18 protein-coding genes and 3 pseudogenes are annotated in these 15781 nt (G+C 68.9%); 10 read left to right on the top strand and 11 right to left on the bottom strand.

The window, feature by feature from the left end; genetic code table 11:
• A pseudogene (locus tag ADBZ6I_RS08815) lies at positions 1-618 on the top strand (polysaccharide deacetylase family protein); the annotation flags it as partial.
• A 37-nt stretch (positions 619-655) separates the two neighbouring features.
• Complete coding sequence (locus tag ADBZ6I_RS08820; RefSeq protein ID WP_526382937.1) at positions 656-823, top strand: hypothetical protein; 168 nt, start codon at positions 656-658, stop codon at positions 821-823.
• A 33-nt stretch (positions 824-856) separates the two neighbouring features.
• Here ADBZ6I_RS08820 and ADBZ6I_RS08825 read toward each other — a convergent pair whose 3' ends face one another.
• Positions 857-2272 carry a class II fumarate hydratase gene (locus ADBZ6I_RS08825; RefSeq protein ID WP_526382903.1) on the bottom strand — a complete coding sequence of 472 codons (1416 nt, stop codon included), beginning with the start codon at positions 2270-2272 and terminating at the stop codon, positions 857-859.
• A gap of 20 nt (positions 2273-2292) precedes the next feature.
• A complete protein-coding gene (gene glpX / locus ADBZ6I_RS08830; protein WP_526382905.1) occupies positions 2293-3324 on the bottom strand; it encodes a class II fructose-bisphosphatase in 1032 nt (343 codons plus the stop codon).
• Positions 3325-3446: 122 nt separating this feature from the next.
• Between glpX and ADBZ6I_RS08835 the strand changes: the two genes are divergently transcribed.
• Positions 3447-4136: a DUF4245 family protein gene (locus ADBZ6I_RS08835; RefSeq protein WP_526382907.1), complete on the top strand. Its 690-nt coding sequence runs from the start codon at positions 3447-3449 to the stop codon at positions 4134-4136.
• Positions 4137-4144: 8 nt separating this feature from the next.
• Positions 4145-4942, top strand: coding sequence for a dienelactone hydrolase family protein (locus ADBZ6I_RS08840; protein ID WP_526382909.1), 798 nt, complete (start codon positions 4145-4147; stop codon positions 4940-4942).
• Here the strand turns inward: ADBZ6I_RS08840 and ADBZ6I_RS08845 are convergent.
• From ADBZ6I_RS08845 to ADBZ6I_RS08865, 5 genes and pseudogenes are all read right to left on the bottom strand, one after another.
• Complete coding sequence (locus ADBZ6I_RS08845; RefSeq protein WP_526382911.1) at positions 4923-6122, bottom strand: AI-2E family transporter; 1200 nt, start codon at positions 6120-6122, stop codon at positions 4923-4925. The two genes, ADBZ6I_RS08840 and ADBZ6I_RS08845, sit on opposite strands and share 20 nt — an antisense overlap.
• A 4-nt stretch (positions 6123-6126) precedes the next feature.
• A pseudogene (locus tag ADBZ6I_RS08850) lies at positions 6127-6228 on the bottom strand (short-chain dehydrogenase); the annotation flags it as partial.
• 92 nt (positions 6229-6320) lie between these two features.
• Complete coding sequence (locus ADBZ6I_RS08855) at positions 6321-6545, bottom strand: exodeoxyribonuclease VII small subunit (RefSeq protein WP_526382913.1); 225 nt, start codon at positions 6543-6545, stop codon at positions 6321-6323.
• Positions 6542-7786 carry an exodeoxyribonuclease VII large subunit gene (gene xseA / locus ADBZ6I_RS08860; protein WP_526382915.1) on the bottom strand — a complete coding sequence of 415 codons (1245 nt, stop codon included), beginning with the start codon at positions 7784-7786 and terminating at the stop codon, positions 6542-6544. The genes ADBZ6I_RS08855 and xseA overlap by 4 nt, the downstream gene beginning before the upstream one ends.
• Complete coding sequence (locus ADBZ6I_RS08865) at positions 7783-8379, bottom strand: lipid droplet-associated protein (protein ID WP_526382917.1); 597 nt, start codon at positions 8377-8379, stop codon at positions 7783-7785. The genes xseA and ADBZ6I_RS08865 overlap by 4 nt, the downstream gene beginning before the upstream one ends.
• Before the next feature lie 55 nt (positions 8380-8434).
• Here ADBZ6I_RS08865 and ADBZ6I_RS08870 point away from each other — a divergent pair, with 55 nt between their 5' ends.
• A complete protein-coding gene (locus ADBZ6I_RS08870; protein ID WP_526382919.1) occupies positions 8435-9439 on the top strand; it encodes a 4-hydroxy-3-methylbut-2-enyl diphosphate reductase in 1005 nt (334 codons plus the stop codon).
• 22 nt (positions 9440-9461) lie between these two features.
• Here ADBZ6I_RS08870 and ADBZ6I_RS08875 read toward each other — a convergent pair whose 3' ends face one another.
• Entirely contained in the window at positions 9462-10511 is a 1050-nt protein-coding gene (locus tag ADBZ6I_RS08875) for a DUF6542 domain-containing protein (protein ID WP_526382921.1), read from the bottom strand.
• A 102-nt stretch (positions 10512-10613) separates the two neighbouring features.
• Between ADBZ6I_RS08875 and ychF the strand changes: the two genes are divergently transcribed.
• Complete coding sequence (gene ychF, locus ADBZ6I_RS08880) at positions 10614-11693, top strand: redox-regulated ATPase YchF (RefSeq protein ID WP_526382923.1); 1080 nt, start codon at positions 10614-10616, stop codon at positions 11691-11693.
• On the opposite strand, the gene ADBZ6I_RS08885 is transcribed toward ychF, so the two are convergent.
• From ADBZ6I_RS08885 to ADBZ6I_RS08895, 3 genes are all read right to left on the bottom strand, one after another.
• Entirely contained in the window at positions 11694-12116 is a 423-nt protein-coding gene (locus ADBZ6I_RS08885) for an MmpS family transport accessory protein (protein ID WP_526382925.1), read from the bottom strand.
• Between the two features lie 149 nt (positions 12117-12265).
• Positions 12266-12643: a DUF202 domain-containing protein gene (locus ADBZ6I_RS08890; RefSeq protein ID WP_526382927.1), complete on the bottom strand. Its 378-nt coding sequence runs from the start codon at positions 12641-12643 to the stop codon at positions 12266-12268.
• 8 nt (positions 12644-12651) lie between these two features.
• Positions 12652-13512, bottom strand: coding sequence for an alpha/beta fold hydrolase (locus tag ADBZ6I_RS08895; protein WP_526382929.1), 861 nt, complete (start codon positions 13510-13512; stop codon positions 12652-12654).
• Between the two features lie 86 nt (positions 13513-13598).
• On the opposite strand from ADBZ6I_RS08895, the gene ADBZ6I_RS08900 reads away from it, so the two are divergent.
• The 4 genes and pseudogenes from ADBZ6I_RS08900 to ADBZ6I_RS08915 all read left to right on the top strand — a co-directional run.
• Entirely contained in the window at positions 13599-14120 is a 522-nt protein-coding gene (locus tag ADBZ6I_RS08900; RefSeq protein ID WP_526382931.1) for an Rv1363c family protein, read from the top strand.
• The gene (locus ADBZ6I_RS08905) at positions 14117-14614 is read left to right on the top strand and encodes an Rv1363c family protein (RefSeq protein ID WP_526382933.1); all 498 of its coding nucleotides are present in this window, start codon (positions 14117-14119) and stop codon (positions 14612-14614) included. Before ADBZ6I_RS08900 ends, ADBZ6I_RS08905 begins: the two co-directional genes overlap by 4 nt.
• An 18-nt stretch (positions 14615-14632) precedes the next feature.
• Positions 14633-14926, top strand: a complete 294-nt coding sequence (locus tag ADBZ6I_RS08910; RefSeq protein WP_526382935.1) for a hypothetical protein — start codon at positions 14633-14635, stop codon at positions 14924-14926.
• Positions 14927-14988: 62 nt separating this feature from the next.
• Positions 14989-15781 (top strand): annotated as a pseudogene (locus ADBZ6I_RS08915) (DUF1298 domain-containing protein); the annotation flags it as partial.

The raw sequence follows: 15781 nt of genomic DNA on the forward strand, positions 1-15781 counted from the left end.
TGCGGCACCAACGCGCCGTCGACGCACGCCGCCGCGGTGGACTGCGCGGTGGACAAGTGCCTCGCGTTGACCTTCGACGACGGCCCCGCGCCCTACACCGACCGCTTGCTCGACGTGCTGACCGACGCCGGCGCCGAAGCCACGTTCTTCATGATCGGCAACAAGGTGGCGGCCGACCCCGACGGCGCCAAACGGGTCGCCGAAGCCGGTATGGAGATCGGCAACCACACCTGAGAACACCCCGACATGACCACCATCGGCGCGCACTACGTGCCGGATCAGCTGGCGAAGGCCAACGCGGCGATCGCGGCGGCGACCGGGCGGACACCGGTGCTGTGGCGCCCGGCCGGCGGGCTGACCAATGACGCGGTGAACCAGCAGGCCGCCAAGCACGGGCTGGCCGGAATCCTTTGGGACGTCATCCCTTTCGACTGGATCAACGACTCCGACACCGCCGCCACCCGCCACATGCTGATGACCCAGATCAAGCCCGGCTCGGTGGTGCTGCTGCACGACACCTACTCCTCGACCGTCGACCTGGTGCAGCAGTTCATCCCGGTGCTGAAAGCCAACGGCTACCACCTGGTGACTGTCAGCGAGCTGCTCGGCCAGCCGGCTGTTCATCGGATGGTTCGGCCCGCGCGGCATCGGCACCGTGGTGCTGGGCCTGCTGGTGGTCGACCGGGGCGATATCGAGCACGCCGACGTGATCGGCACCATCGTCGTGGTCACCGTCACGCTCAGCCTGGTGTTGCACAGCGTCACGGTCGCGCCGGGAATCCGCCGGCTGGCGTCAGCGCGCGTGCCCGTGCGGGCGCCGTAGCGCCTGCAGCAACCCTGAGCGCACGATCAACGCCTACTTGCCGTCTTTGACCTTCGCCATCGCCAGCACGTCGAGGCGCTTGTCGAGTTCCGCCTCGGAGAGCTTCTCGCCGATCAGGCCGCGGTCGATCACCGTCTGCCGAATCGTCTTGTGCTCCTTGAGGGCTTGCTTGGCCACTGCGGCGGCCTCCTCGTACCCGATCGCGGAGTTCAGCGGGGTCACGATCGACGGGGAGGACTCCGCTAGGCGGCGCAGCCGGTCCTCGTCGGCCACCAGGCCGTCAATGCACTTGGCGGCGAACAGCTTCGAGACGTTGGCCAGCAAGGTGAACGACTCCAGCAGGTTGCGCGCCATCATCGGGATGTAGACGTTCAGCTCGAAGGCGCCGGACAGGCCGCCCACCGTGATGGCGGCGTCGTTGCCGATGACCTGGGCGGCCACCTGGGTGACCGCCTCGGGGATCACCGGGTTGACCTTGCCCGGCATGATCGAGGAGCCCGGCTGCAGATCCGGCAGGTGCAGTTCGCCAAGGCCGGTCAGCGGACCCGAACCCATCCAGCGGATGTCGTTGGCGATCTTGGTCAGCGACGCCGCGATGGTCTTGAGCGCACCGGAGGCCTCGACCAGTCCGTCGCGGGCCGCCTGGGCCTCGAAGGAGTCCTTGGCGGTGGTCAATTCGGCCAGGCCGGTCTGAGCGACGAGCACATCGACCACCTCGGCACCGAAACCGTCGGGAGCGTTCAGGCCGGTGCCGACGGCGGTTCCGCCGATGGCCAGTTCGCCGAGGCGGGGCAGAGTTGCGCGCACCCGCTCGATGCCGGCCTCGATCTGGCGGGCGTAGCCGCCGAACTCCTGACCCAGTGTCACCGGGACGGCGTCCATCAGGTGGGTGCGGCCGGACTTGACCACGGTGCGCCACTGCCGGGCTTTGCTCGCCAGCGACTCGTGCAACACTTCCAGCGCCGGAATCAGCTGGCGCACAGCGGCTTCGGTGGCCGCGATGTGGGTCGAGGTGGGGAAGGTGTCGTTGGACGACTGCGACATGTTCACGTCGTCGTTGGGATGCACGGTAACGCCGTTGCGGGCGCAGATCGAGGCGATCACCTCGTTGGCGTTCATATTGGAGCTGGTTCCCGAGCCGGTCTGGAACACGTCGATGGGGAACTGGTCGTCGTGCTGGCCGTCGGCGATCTCTCCTGCGGCGGCGATGATGGCATCGGCCTTGTCCGCGGACAGCAGACCCAGGTCCTTGTTGACCTGCGCGCAGGCCGCTTTCAGCAGGGCCATGGCGCGGATCTGGTTGCGGTCCAGCCCGCGGAACGAGATCGGGAAGTTCTCCACGGCCCGCTGGGTCTGCGCGCGCCACAGAGCCTTGGCCGGCACCCGGACCTCGCCCATGGTGTCGTGCTCGATGCGGTACTCGTCGTCACCGGAAGTGGGGAGGGTCATGTCCTGCCTTTCTGGGGTTCTTACGGAAGGGGGTAAGCGGCGTCGGCATCGCCGGTGAAGTCCACCGCGGAGTATTCGTTGAGCTTGGACAGCCGGTGGTAGGCATCGACCATCCGGACCGTGCCGGACTTGGAGCGCATGACGATGGACTGCGTGGTGCAGCCCCCGCCGAAGAAACGCACACCCTTGAGCAGGTCGCCGTCGGTGACACCGGTGGCGCAGAAGAACACGTTCTCCCCGCCCACCAGATCCTTGGTGCTCAGCACCCGGCTCAGGTCGTGGCCGCGGTCGATGGCCTTCTCTCGTTCCTCGTCGTCCTTGGGCGCCAGCTGAGCCTGGATCTCACCGCCCATGCACCGGATCGCCGCAGCGGTAATGATGCCTTCCGGGGTGCCGCCGATGCCCACCAGCAGGTCGGTGCCGGACTCCGGCCGGCAGGCCGAGATGGCGCCGGCGACGTCGCCGTCGGAGATCAACCGGATCCGGGCGCCGGCATGACGCACCTCGGCCATCAGCCTCTCGTGTCGGGGCCGGTCCAGGATGCAGACGGTGATGTCGGAGACCGAGGCCTTGCGGACCTTGGCGATGCGCTGGATGTTGGCCGCGATCGGGGAGGTGATGTCGATGAAGTCGGCGACATCGGGGCCGGCGGCGATCTTGTTCATGTAGAACACCGCAGACGGGTCGAACATGGCGCCGCGCTCGGCGACGGCCAGCACCGAGATGGCGTTGGGCATGCCCTTGGCCATCAGCGTGGTCCCGTCGATCGGGTCGACGGCGAAGTCGCAGTCCGGTCCGTCGCCGTTGCCCACCTCTTCGCCGTTGTAGAGCATCGGGGCGTTGTCCTTCTCGCCCTCCCCGATCACCACGACGCCGCGCATGGACACCGAGTTGACCAGCTGGCGCATCGCGTCGACAGCGGCGCCGTCGCCGCCTTCCTTGTCGCCGCGGCCCACCCAGCGCCCGGCGGCCATCGCGCCGGCTTCGGTGACGCGGACCAGTTCCAGGGCCAGGTTGCGGTCGGGAGCTTCACGACGGCGGGCATCAGGCATGGCGAAGATTCTCCCAGAACCGCTAGCCGCGTCCAGACCTGGGATACTGGGGGCTGCGCTGACGACGATGCGGAGCGAAGCGACGAGGAGTCCAGCGCAGCGACGAGGAGGAGCAGCGCCCCATGAACCCGACAGACGGCGCACCGAGCCCGGACATCGACGGCCCAGACCCAGACCTCGCCGGCCCGCCTCCGCCGAAACCGCACAAGCCGCGGGTGCTGCAGGACGGCCGGGACATGTTCTGGTCGCTGGTGCCGCTGGTGCTGATGTGCGTCGCGCTGGCCGGCCTGGTGGGAATGTGCTCGTTTCGACCCAGCGGACCGTCGGTCGACGGCAAAGTGCCGACCTACGATGCGGCGCGGGCATTGCAGGCCGACGCCGACACGCTGAGCTTCCCGATCCGGCTGCCGGAGTTGCCGGACGGCTGGCAGGCCAACTCCGGCACCCGCGCCGGTATCGACGCCGGCCGCACCGATCCGGCCACCGGCACCAAGCAGAAAGCGATCACCAGCAGGGTGGGCTACATCGCCCCGTCGAGGATGTACGTCAGCCTGACCCAGAGCGACGCCGACGAGACCGCCCTGGTGCAGTCCATTCAGAATTTTGTGTACCCCAGCGGCGCCCAGGACATCGACGGCGTGAAGTGGATCGTTTACCAGGGCGGCGAGGGCACCGAACCGGTGTGGACCACCCGGCTGGACAGCCGCGCCGGCCCGGCCCAACTGGCCATCACCGGTGCCGGCAGCCCCGAGGACTTCACCGCCTTGGCGCTGGCCACCCAGACCCAGCCGCCGTTGGAACCCAAGCCGTAGGAATGTCGATGAAATCTCCCGAAGCCGACCTCTCCGGCTGGCTCCGCGAGCCGTTCACCGCCGAGGGCTTCACCTACGACGTCTACCGCAAGGGAGCCGGGCCCGGCGTCGTGCTCATCCCGGAGATGCCCGGTGTGCATCCCGGTGTGCTGGCGTTGGGAAATCATCTGGTGGACAACGGTTTCACCGTGGTTATCCCGTCGCTGTTCGGGACGCCTGGCGCGCCGGCCCGTGGCATCGGACTGGTTCCGACGCTGGTGCGCGGCTGCGTGGCCAAGGAATTCGCCGCCTTCGCGCTGAACAAGGAACGGCCCATCACCAACTACTTGCGGGCGCTGGCCCGCGACCTCACATCCACCACCCCGGGCAAGGGCGTGGGCGTGATCGGCCAGTGTTTCACCGGCGGTTTCGCCCTGGCCGCCGCGGTGGACGACAGCGTGCTGGCGTCGGTCCTCAGCCAGCCGTCCGTGCCGATCTCGATCAGCCCGGCGCACAAGCGCGACCCGGGGATGTCGGAGCGGGAGATGAAGGTCATCGAGCAGCGCGCCGCCGACGGGACCGTCTGCGCGCTCGGGCTGCGGTTCACCGGTGACCCGATGGCTCCGGCGGAGCGGTTCGCCACGCTCAAGAAGCGCCTCGGCGACAGCTTCGAAGTCATCGAACTCAACTCCTCACCCGGCAACGACGGCGGTTTCGGCCGGATCGCGCACTCGGTGCTCACCCTGGAAGTGCGGGAGCGCGACGGCCAGCAGGCCTACGAGGCGCGCAAGCGGGTGGTGGAGTTCCTCAAAGAACGCTTGACGTAGCGGATTCGCCGGGCGCGACGGGCTTGACCACCTCGGGCAGCTCCTCCTGCGTCTTTTCCTTCTTCTTGCGGCCGAACGGTTTTCGATGCTCCTTGGGCTCATCCTCGGGCTCCTCGTGCATCTCCACACCCTTGTACACCGCGAGGTAGACCGAGATCGTGGTGACGATGACGATCATGATCACCGGTCCCAGGACGATGCCGAAGAAGCCGAACATGGCGATACCGCAGAACACCGACAGCAGCATCAGTGCCGAGTCCAGCCGGGCTTGCTTGGGCACCAGGATGGGCCGCAGGAAGTTGTCGACGTTGGTGATGGCGATCAGGTGGAACAGCACCACGAACAGGCCGCCGGGGATGTTGCCGAAGAACATCATTCCGATGCCGAACGGGATCGTGACGATGCCGCTGCCCAGCGGTATCACCGACAGTGCGGTCAGGAAGATCGCGAACAGGAAGAACGCGTCGTGGAAGCCGGCGATGTAGATGGAGATGGCGCCGAGGTTGCCCTGGATCACCGCGATGATGAACTGACCCTTGACCGTTCCCTTCACCATGGCGCCCATCTTGGTGAGGTAGAGGTCGGTGACCTCGTCGCCGAGCGGGTTGAGCTGGTGGATGAGGGTGATCAACTTCTCCCTGTTGACCAGGAACGAGACCAACACGTAGAGAAAGATGATCGCCGACGTGATGAGGCCAACGGCGCCGCCGGCGACCCCGCTCAGCGTCCGCAGCACCCACTCGCCCACGGTTTGGGCGATCTTGCCGACGTTGTCCCGCAGCGATTCCGCCGAGATGGTCGGGGCCTGGAACGGGAGCCTGGCCAGGAGCTGATTCACCGTGCCGATGGCCTTGTCGCCCAGCGCGTTGAGATCGGCGGTCTGGGCCCATTGGGCCACGCCGGTGAGCATTCGGGAGACCTGGACCGTCGCCAGTGAGGCGACACCGATGAGCGGGACCACGACGATCGTCAGCGCCGCGAGCACCGTCAGCGTGGTCGCCCATCCGCCGCTGACCTTCGCGAGCAGGCGGTTGTACAGCGGGCTGAACAGGTAAGCCACGATGGCCGCGATCACGATCAGCATGAAGTAGCCGCGCAGGAAATAGGCGCCGAACAGCAATGCGACCGCGGTCACGATCGCCAGGGCGCGCTTCTGTGTCAGCGTGAAGTCGGTTTTCACCGCTCTACTGTCCCATTAACTTGCTCAGATGCCGGTCAATGACGGGGTAGCGCTTCAGGTGCGCGCCGCCGTTGAGGTCAAGAATCTCCCCGGTCAGCCAGGATGACTGGCCGAGCCTATGCGCCATCCACGACTACGGAATCAGCTGCGGCGGGCCGGCGTCAGTTGAAGTCCCCGGGCTACCAGTACAAGCCTCGATCAGGCGTCGTCATCCTCGGCTGCGGCCAGCGCCGCCTCGATGCGGGCCCGCGCCCCGGCCAGGTGCTCCTCGCAGCGGCGGGCCAGCGCCTCACCGCGCTCCCACAGGGTCAGTGACGCGTCCAGATCCAGGCCGCCCTGCTCCAGTTGCCGCACCACATCGATCAACTCGTCGCGGCACTGCTCGTAACCCAGATCGCCGACGGGCGTGTTCGAGTCGGTCATGCGGCTCCATCCTCCCGGCCGGTGCTCACGGCGCCCAGCGCGCCGTCGGCAACCCTGATCCGCAACCTCGTGCCGTCCGGCGCATCGGCGGTCGATCGCAGCACCGCAGCCGATCCGTCAATCGCCTGGACCACCGCGTAACCGCGGGCCAGCGTCGCCGCCGGTCCCAACGTGGTGAGCCGGGCGCCGAGGTGTCCCACCCGCTCGGACTCCGCGGCCACCAGCCGGGTGACGTCCCGGCGCGCGGTGGCGCGGACCCGTTCGACCTCCACCACCCGCTCGGTGATCATCCGCGTCGGGTCGGCCAGTGCCGGCCGGCTGCGCAGCTGGCCCAGGGTGTGCTGTTCGCGGCCCACCCAGTTGCGCAGCGCCCGTGCGCTGCGGTGCCGCAACTCGGCAACCCGGGCCAGTTCGGTGGCGGTATCGGGCACCACCTTCTTGGCGGCGTCGGTCGGTGTGGCGGCGCGGACGTCGGCCACCAGGTCGCACAGCGGGTTGTCGGGCTCATGGCCGACCGCGCTGACCACCGGGGTACGGCAGGCGGCGATGGCCCGGCACAGCGTCTCGTCGGAGAACGGCAGCAGGTCCTCCACGCTGCCGCCGCCGCGGGCGATGACGATGACGTCCACTTTCGGGTCCCCGTCGAGTTCCCGCAGCGCCTCGACGATCTGCACGACCGCGTTGGTGCCCTGCACGGCCGTGTTGCGGATGGCGAAGCGCACCGCCGGCCAACGGGCCGCGGCCACTGTGGTGACGTCGTGTTCAGCCGCCCCGCCGCGGCCGGTGATCAGGCCGATCAGGTTGGGCAGGAACGGAAGTGGGTGCTTCAGGCGGGGGTCGAACAGGCCCTCGGCATCCAGCAGACGGCGCAGCCGCTCGATGCGCGCCAGCAGTTCGCCCAGGCCGACCGCCCGGATCTCGCTGAGCCGCAACGAGAAGGAGCCGCGGCGAGGATCGAACTGCGGCTTGCCGCACACCACCACCTGGGTGCCCTCGGTGAGTTGCACCGGGGCGTTGCGCACCAGATCGCTACTGGCGGTCACCCGCACCGACATGTCGGCCGCCGGGTCGCGCAGCACCATGTAGGTCGTGGCGCCGCGGGACCGGATCTCGGTGAGCTGGCCCTCGACCCAGACCACCCCCAGTTTCTCGATCCAACTGGCCACCCGGATGGCGACCGCGCGGACCGGGAACGGGTTCTCCGCGGAAGCGCCCGGGGCGCCGCCGGCCGCCGTGCTCACTTGGCGTTCGCGCGGGTGATCCTGTTGGCCAGCAGTGTCTGGAACGGAGCGCGCGCCTTGGCGGCATCCTCGAACGCCAGCAACGCCCGCAGGTCCGCCACACTCAAGCTCTGGATGCGTGCCCGCAGCTGGGCCAGGGTCAGTGACTCGTAGTCCAGCTCCACCGCGATCGGCGGGGGTGTGGTCGCCGGCTTCGGCGACGGCGGAGCGGCCTTGGCGGTGCCCGGTTTGGGCTTGGGTGTGCGGTCGCCGCCGCGGGGACCGGCGGTGTCGGCCACCGAATACAGCGCGAAGCGGCCCTCGGTCTGCCGCTCTCCGTTGGCCGACGGGCGCTGCGACTGCGCGGGCACGGGGTCGTCGAAAGTGGCCCACTCCGGGTTCTCTTCCCGGGGCGGGAAGACGCTCTCCAGGGCAGCGTCCCCCTTGATCGCCAGACCGGCCAGGTCCTGCTGGAACTTCATCACGAACTGCGCGATCGTGCTCGCCACCGTCATCGGGTACATGACGATGGTTTGCGGCAGCCTGCGAGTCTCCTCCAGGGCGGTGATGGCGGCGCCGACCAGCAGCCGGAGCCCGTAGGGTGCTTGTGCCATGGGCACCAGCGTACGGCGGGCCCGTCGGCGCTGGGGAGAACGTACGCTGATTGCCATGCCGCCAACCGTAAACATGGGTATTCCGGGTACCACCGGCTCGGCTGCGGACCGCGACGGCAAGCGGGTTCTGCTCGCAGAGCCGCGCGGCTACTGCGCCGGGGTGGACCGTGCCGTCGAGACCGTCGAGCGGGCGCTGGAGAAGCACGGTGCGCCGGTGTATGTCCGTCACGAGATCGTGCACAACCGCCACGTGGTCGAGACGCTGGCCCAACGCGGCGCGGTGTTCGTCGCCGAGACCGACGAGGTGCCCGAGGGCGCCACCGTGGTGTTCTCCGCCCACGGTGTGGCACCGACCGTCCACCAGTCCGCGGCGGAGCGCAATCTGCAGGTCATCGACGCCACCTGCCCGCTGGTGACCAAGGTGCACAACGAAGCGAAACGGTTCGCCCGCGACGACTACGACATTCTGCTGATCGGCCACGAGGGTCATGAAGAAGTGGTCGGCACCGCGGGGGAGGCCCCCGACCACGTGCAACTGGTGGACGGCCCGGACGGCGTCGACCGCGTCACCGTGCGCAATCCGGACAAGGTGATCTGGCTGTCCCAGACCACGCTGAGCGTCGACGAGACCATGGAGACGGTGGCGCGGCTGCGTGAGCGGTTCCCCACGCTGCAGGACCCGCCCAGCGACGACATCTGCTACGCCACCCAGAACCGTCAGGTGGCGGTCAAGGCGATGGCCCCGGAGTGCGACCTGGTGATCGTCGTCGGCTCAGGCAACTCGTCGAACTCGGTGCGGCTGGTCGAGGTCGCGCTCGGCGCCGGCGCCGGCGCTGCCTACCTGGTGGACTACGCCGAGGACATCGACCCGGCCTGGCTGGACGGCGTGACGACGGTCGGCGTGACGTCGGGGGCGTCGGTGCCGGAGATCCTGGTCCGCGGCGTGCTCGACCGGCTCGCCGAATCCGGCTACGGCACCGTGCAGACGGTGACCACGGCCAACGAGACGCTGGTGTTCGCGCTGCCCCGCGAAATCCGCCCCGCCCGGTCCTCGGGCTAGCGGCCGCGCTTTCCTGTCCGGGCTAGCGCCCGCGTCGGTTGCCGTCGTACGGAGCGTCGTACGGGGTTTCCGGCGGCGGACCGCCGTCGCGGTAACGCACCCGCGACACCGGGTGATGGTTGGCGGCAGGACCGCCGCGTCGGGCCGGATCGTAGGGCCGGGCCGGATCGTAGGGCGGGTAGGCCCCGTACGGCGGATGCGACTGGTAACCACGGCCCGACTCATACGGCTCGAAGCGGCTACCCCGGGGTGCCCGCGGCGGGATCGGCTCGCGGTAGTCGCGGCGTTCGCGTGGTTCGCGTGGTTCGCGCGGTGGCGGTGTGCGGCCGGCGTCGCGGGTGCGGCGGCGCGGTTCGGCGGCCCGATCGGTGTCTCTGGCCGTCCGGCGGCTGCGCTGCCGCGGCGGGGCGTCGGCGATTGCGTCGGCCGGCGGCCGGGCATGCCGGGAGCGGCTCGTGCGCTCCTGCGGCCGGCGGCTGCGCGTGGACCCCGCCGGGCGGTCGACCACGTGCCGCGGCCGGGCCGGGCGGGTTCCGGGGTCCTCGTCCACCGACCCGTTGCCGGCGAACGCCGACGCGACCTTGGTGGACAGTCCAGCCATCATGCCGGGACGGCCGGGGCTGGGTTCGGCCCGCAGGTGGGCGGGGGCGTGCATGGCCAGATACCACCGCACCAGACCGATCAGCAGCGCCGCCGCCGTGGTGAACAGCATCAGCGGGAAACGTTCGATCAGCGGGAATCCGCAGGTGATCAGCACGTCCTTCAAGCCGCCGAACGACGATTCGTGGAACAGGTAGTACGCCAGCGGGACCGCGACGAACAGCAGCAGCGGAGGTTGCACCACGGCGGTGAAGATGCCGGACTGGCGGACCGCCAGCACCGCGGCGATACAGCCCAGGGCGTAGAAGACGGCGAAGACGCCACCGAGTTCGGAGTGGCCGGAGCCGGCTTCGATGGCCAGGCCGATCAGCGTCGCGGTCGCGGCGATCAGCACCGCGCCCCACCACGGCACGCCTCTGCCCGAGACCGCGACGGCACGCACATCTGCCGCGAAAGTCCGCTGATCTGGCACCCCTAGACCGTACCGGGTCGGCCTGGATTCAAGCTGGCATCGGCCCCTGGCGTGCCTGAGGGGGTCAGGCGTTGCGCCGTGCGCCCCTACACTTGTGAACCCGTGAGCCTGAGTCTGGGAATCGTGGGTCTGCCCAACGTCGGAAAGTCGACGTTGTTCAACGCGTTGACCCGCAACAACGTGCTGGCGGCCAACTATCCGTTCGCCACCATCGAGCCCAACGAGGGTGTGGTGCCGCTGCCCGACCCGCGGCTGGCCCGGCTGGCCGAGATGTTCGGCTCCGAGCGCATCCTGCCCGCGCCGGTGACCTTCGTCGACATCGCCGGCATCGTCAAGGGCGCCTCGGAGGGGGCCGGGCTGGGCAACAAGTTCCTGGCCAACATCCGCGAGTGCGACGCCATCTGCCAGGTGGTGCGGGTCTTCGCCGACGACGACGTGGTGCACGTCGACGGCAAGATCGACCCGCGGTCGGACATCGAGGTCATCGAGACCGAACTGATCCTGGCCGACATGCAGACCCTGGAGAAGGCGGTGCCGCGGCTGGAGAAAGAGGCCCGCAACAACAAGGAGCGCAAGGCCGTCCACGAGGCGGCGGTGGCTGCCCAGGAGCTGCTCAACGCGGGTACCACGCTGTTCGCCGCGGGCCCCAAGGTTGACAGTGCGCTGCTGCGCGAGCTGAACCTGTTGACCACCAAGCCTTTTCTGTACGTCTTCAACGCCGATGAGTCGGTGCTGGGCGATGAGGCCAAGATGGCCGAGTTGCGGGCGATGGTGGCGCCGGCCGACGCGGTGTTCCTCGACGCCAAGATCGAGTCGGAGTTGCAGGAGCTCGACGACGAGTCCGCCGCCGAGCTGCTGGAGTCCATCGGCCAGCACGAGCGCGGGCTGGATGGCTTGGCGCGGGCGGGTTTTCACACCCTCAAGCTGCAGACCTACCTGACGGCGGGGCCGAAGGAGGCCCGCGCCTGGGTGATCCACCAGGGCGACACCGCCCCCAAGGCGGCCGGGGTGATCCACACCGATTTCGAGAAGGGCTTCATCAAGGCCGAGGTGGTGTCGTTCGACGACCTGACCGCCGCCGGTTCGATGGCCGCCGCCAAGGCCGCCGGCAAGGTCCGGATGGAGGGCAAGGACTATGTGATGGCCGACGGCGACGTGGTGGAGTTCCGGTTCAACGTCTAGCTACGCCGAGCACGCCACTTCGGCGTACGGGTCCAGGCTGGACGTCTGCGTGACGATGACTTCGCTGTCGGCCACGATCCGGCAGGAGATGGTCCCGAAACCGTTGAACTGTGCCTTCACCGACGCGGTGAATCCGCGACCTGCCGGACCGATGGACTTGGTCCAGGGCAGCGAGACGTTGCGCTGTTGCTGCTCACCCTCGTTGGTCGAATAGGTGATGGTCAGCGCACTGTGGGACTGGGCATCGACGGCGGAGCCGAAATACTCGACCTGATAGCGGATCGTCTTTCCGGTGATGGCGGCGGCGTCGCGGAAATCACCGCACCCTGCCACTGCTTCGGTCAGCGCGAGGACAGCGAGAAGCCGGAGCGCGCGGCGGCCGTTCGCCGTTGCCGGAGGCCGTCCCGCGCGTCGTGCCCCCACCACGGTCCCTTCCGATCGTGCATCATCCACCTCCGGACGCCGGTGGCGGGAGTCGCCGGACTCCGGAAGTGACTATAGATCAGCGTTGTTTCGCGTCGTGGCACCTGGCGTGAAATACCAATGGTCGATTCCAGCGCTGCCGCTGCGGCTCAGAGCCGCAACGTGACTCCCAGCACCGCGATGACCCCGAGAGCTGCGACCAGGGCGGCCAGCACGGCGGCGATGGAATGCGGCATCGGCCCGAACTCGGCGCGCAGCGCCTTGAGCTGCTGGACGTGCTGAATCCAGCCCAGCATCAACGCGATCAGCCCGACCACGATCATGGCGATGCCGAATACTTGTGGGCTCACCATCGGTTGGCGCAGACGGTCGGTCGTCGAGAGATAGCGGAACGCCTGGTTCAGAGTGAACCCGAAGGCGATCAGGGACGTGGCGGTGCGGACCCACGCCATCATCGTCCGCTCCAGTGCCAACCGGTTGCGTTCGGCTGCCAGGCGGGTGTTGGGATCGATCGGCCGATCTGCCATGAACGCCCCTATCGCGCGATGAAGCTGACGACCGCGTCGGTGAACGCGTCGTTGTCGTCCCCGGCGGCGGTGTGCCCGGCGTCGGAGAGTTCGACGAACTCCGCGTGCGGCACCTTGCTCAGGAAATCCGCGACGCCCTCGGGACTGACCACGTCGGACAGCCTGCCCCGGATCAGCAGGATCGGGATGTCCAATTGCCCGACGGCCCGCTCCAGTTCGTCGATGTCGGCGAACGGCTGGTCTCTGATGGTGGTGACGAACGCCGGATCCCAATGCCAGTGCCAGCGGCCGTCGCGGTGGTGCAGGTTCTTCTTCAGCCCGTCGAGGTTGCGCTGGCGCTTCCGGTACGGCAGGTACTGCGCAATCGCGTCGGCGGCGTGCTCCAGGGTCTCGAACCCGTGTACATGGCGGGTCATGAATTCGCGGATGCGGGCGGTGCCCTCGTTCTGGAACCGTGGAACCACGTCGACCAGAACCAACCCGGTCACCCGATGCGGGCCGGCCTGCGCGGCGGCCAGCATGCCGGTCAACCCGCCCATGCTCGCTCCGACGATGACCACCGGGCGGTCGATCTGCGCGAGTACCGCGGCGATGTCGCGGGCCAGGGTGTGAATGGTGTAGTCGCCGTTCGGCGCGCGGTCGCTGTCGCCGTGGCCGCGGGCGTCCAGGGCGATCACGTGCAACCCGCGGTCGGCCAGGATCTGGCCGGTGTTCTTCCAGGAGAAGCGGTTCTGGCCGCCGCCGTGCAGCATCAGGATCGTCGGGGACCCGTCGTCCCGGCTAGAGCGGTTCCACTCGTCGCCCACCAGGCCCAGGCCGCCGTCTCCCTGGAAACGAACGGTCTGCAGGACAGCGGTCACACGTCGCACGTTACCGGGGCGGCTCGGTAGCCTGTCGCAGCAGAGAGCGGGCTGTTCGAAAACGATGACCCGGCCCGCCCGCGAAGGAGCGATGTATGGCCGACGAGGGCGACGAGTCGCCGGCCGTCGCCGTGGCCCGGCCGCGCCCACCCCGCCGCCGCGCGGCGGCGGCCGGGTTGGCAGTGCTGCTGGTCGTGTCCGGCTGGCTCGGCTGGCGAGACATCCAGATCCGGCGGGCCGAGGGCGTCCGGTCGCAGGTGCTGGAAGCGGCGCGAGCGGGCATGGTCGCCCTGACCAGCATCGACCACGACCGGGTGGACGACGGCGTGCAGCGCATCCTGGATGCGTCCACCGGCGGCTTCCGCGACGACTTCGCCCAGCGCGCAGAGCCTTTCAAGGACGCCGCCCGCAAGGCTCAGTCCACTTCGGTGGGCACTGTCAGCGAGGCCGGAGTGGAATCCGTCGACGGTGAGCAGGGCCGTGTGCTGGTGGCGCTCACGGTCATGACGTCCAACCGCGGCGTACCCGAGCAGCAGCCCAAGGCCTGGCGCACCCGAGTCACGGTCACCAAGGACGACGGCCGGTTCAAGGTGGCCGCGGTGGAGTTCGTCGGATGACGGCCACCGCGCCGCTGCGGCGGATCGCCGCACCGGTGCTGGCCGCTCTGCTCGCCGCGGTGGGGGCGTGGCTGTTCTGGGATTCGTCGTCCCGGCAGGCCGCCCATCAGGCCGGTGCCGAGGCGGTACAAGCCGCCCGCGAGGCTATCCCCGCGATCATGAGCTACCAGCCCGCCACCGCCGAGAGCGACCTCACCGCCGCCGCGAACGAGCGGCTCACCGGGGCGTTCCGGGACACCTATACCCAGATCATCGCGACGACCGTCGCGCCGGAGGCCAGGCTGGAGGGCATCTCCGCATCGGCGACGGTGCCGGCCGCCGCCGTGGTGTCCGCCGACTCCGGGCATGCCGTGGTGCTGGCCTATATCGATCAGACGGTCGACCACACCACGACGGCCGGTTCTGGGCCCCAGACCACGAGCACCAGCAGCGTTCGGGTCACTATGGACAAGGTCGACGGCCGCTGGCTCATCTCCGGTTTCGACCCGATCTAGGAGGCGCAGGTGGTGGGGATGACAGAGCCGAGCTGGATGGAGGTCGCCGCGCCGAGGGTGCAGTTACGCGCACTGACCTGGGGACCCGACAGCGGCCCGATTGCGTTGTGCCTGCACCGCCCCGCCGAAGCTGCCGACGCTGTATCTGCACGGTGCCGACGACGATTGCATGACAGCCGATTTCACGCCCGCGGTGCGGTCGGCGCTGCCGCCCGGCTGCGGGCCGCAGTGGTCGAGCACGCCGGGCACTTCCTGCACCTGGAGCGGCCCGACGAGGTAGGCCGCCGGGTGGTCGAATTTCTCCGTACGTGACCGAAGTGTTCACCGAGCGCCTCGCAGCCGCGGATGCGCAATTCCTCCTGCTCTCCCACAGAATGCCCAATGACCAGTTCCTGCTCTATGTCTTCGACGGAACGCCCGATATTTCAAGTGCTCTCGCGCGGTGCCGACACAACGCCGAACGGTGTGACGACCTTCGGCTAGCGGTGTGCGACGACCAGTCCTGGTGGTATCCGCGATGGGTCCCCACCGGGGTGCGCGACGATCAGTTCGTGGTCCACGATGCGGTCCAGGAATGGCAGCACTGCCTGGATTCGATGGTTGGGCTCGATCACCTGGACGTGAGCCTGATGACCTGGCGGATGCACGTGTTCCCGCCGAACGTCGTCGTGGTGCAGATCTCGCACGCCCTCGGCGACGGCACCCGGTCGGCGGCGTTGGCCGCCGGGCTGTTCGGCCGCCGGACACCGCTGCCCGCGGTGCGGCCGGACCGGGGAAGTCTGCTCCTGCGCGGGATCGCCGCCGCGCGTGCGCACCGCGGGCTGGTCCGCGACATCGAGGCGGGGTTACTTGAGCCGCCCAATCCGCCGCGTCCAGCGCTCAGCGTCAACGCGCGATCGGCCGACGGCACGCCGGTATTGCGCTCGTTCGTCGTCGGCCGCACCCGGCTGGAGTCACCGTCGGTCACCGTCGCCGCGTTGTCGTCGATCGGTGCGGCGTTGGGCGGCTACCTCGCGGCGCGAGGCGAGGACGTCAGCCGGCTGTGCGCCGAGGTGCCGATGGCCGGTGCGGCGAACGCGCGCGTCCGCAATAACTTTCGCAACGTCACCGTCGGGCTCTACCCGGATCTGGAGCCGGGCCGGCGCGCAGCGCGGATCCAAGGCGACT

This window comes from Mycobacterium sp. (assembly GCF_044342925.1).
Classification (GTDB): domain Bacteria; phylum Actinomycetota; class Actinomycetes; order Mycobacteriales; family Mycobacteriaceae; genus Mycobacterium.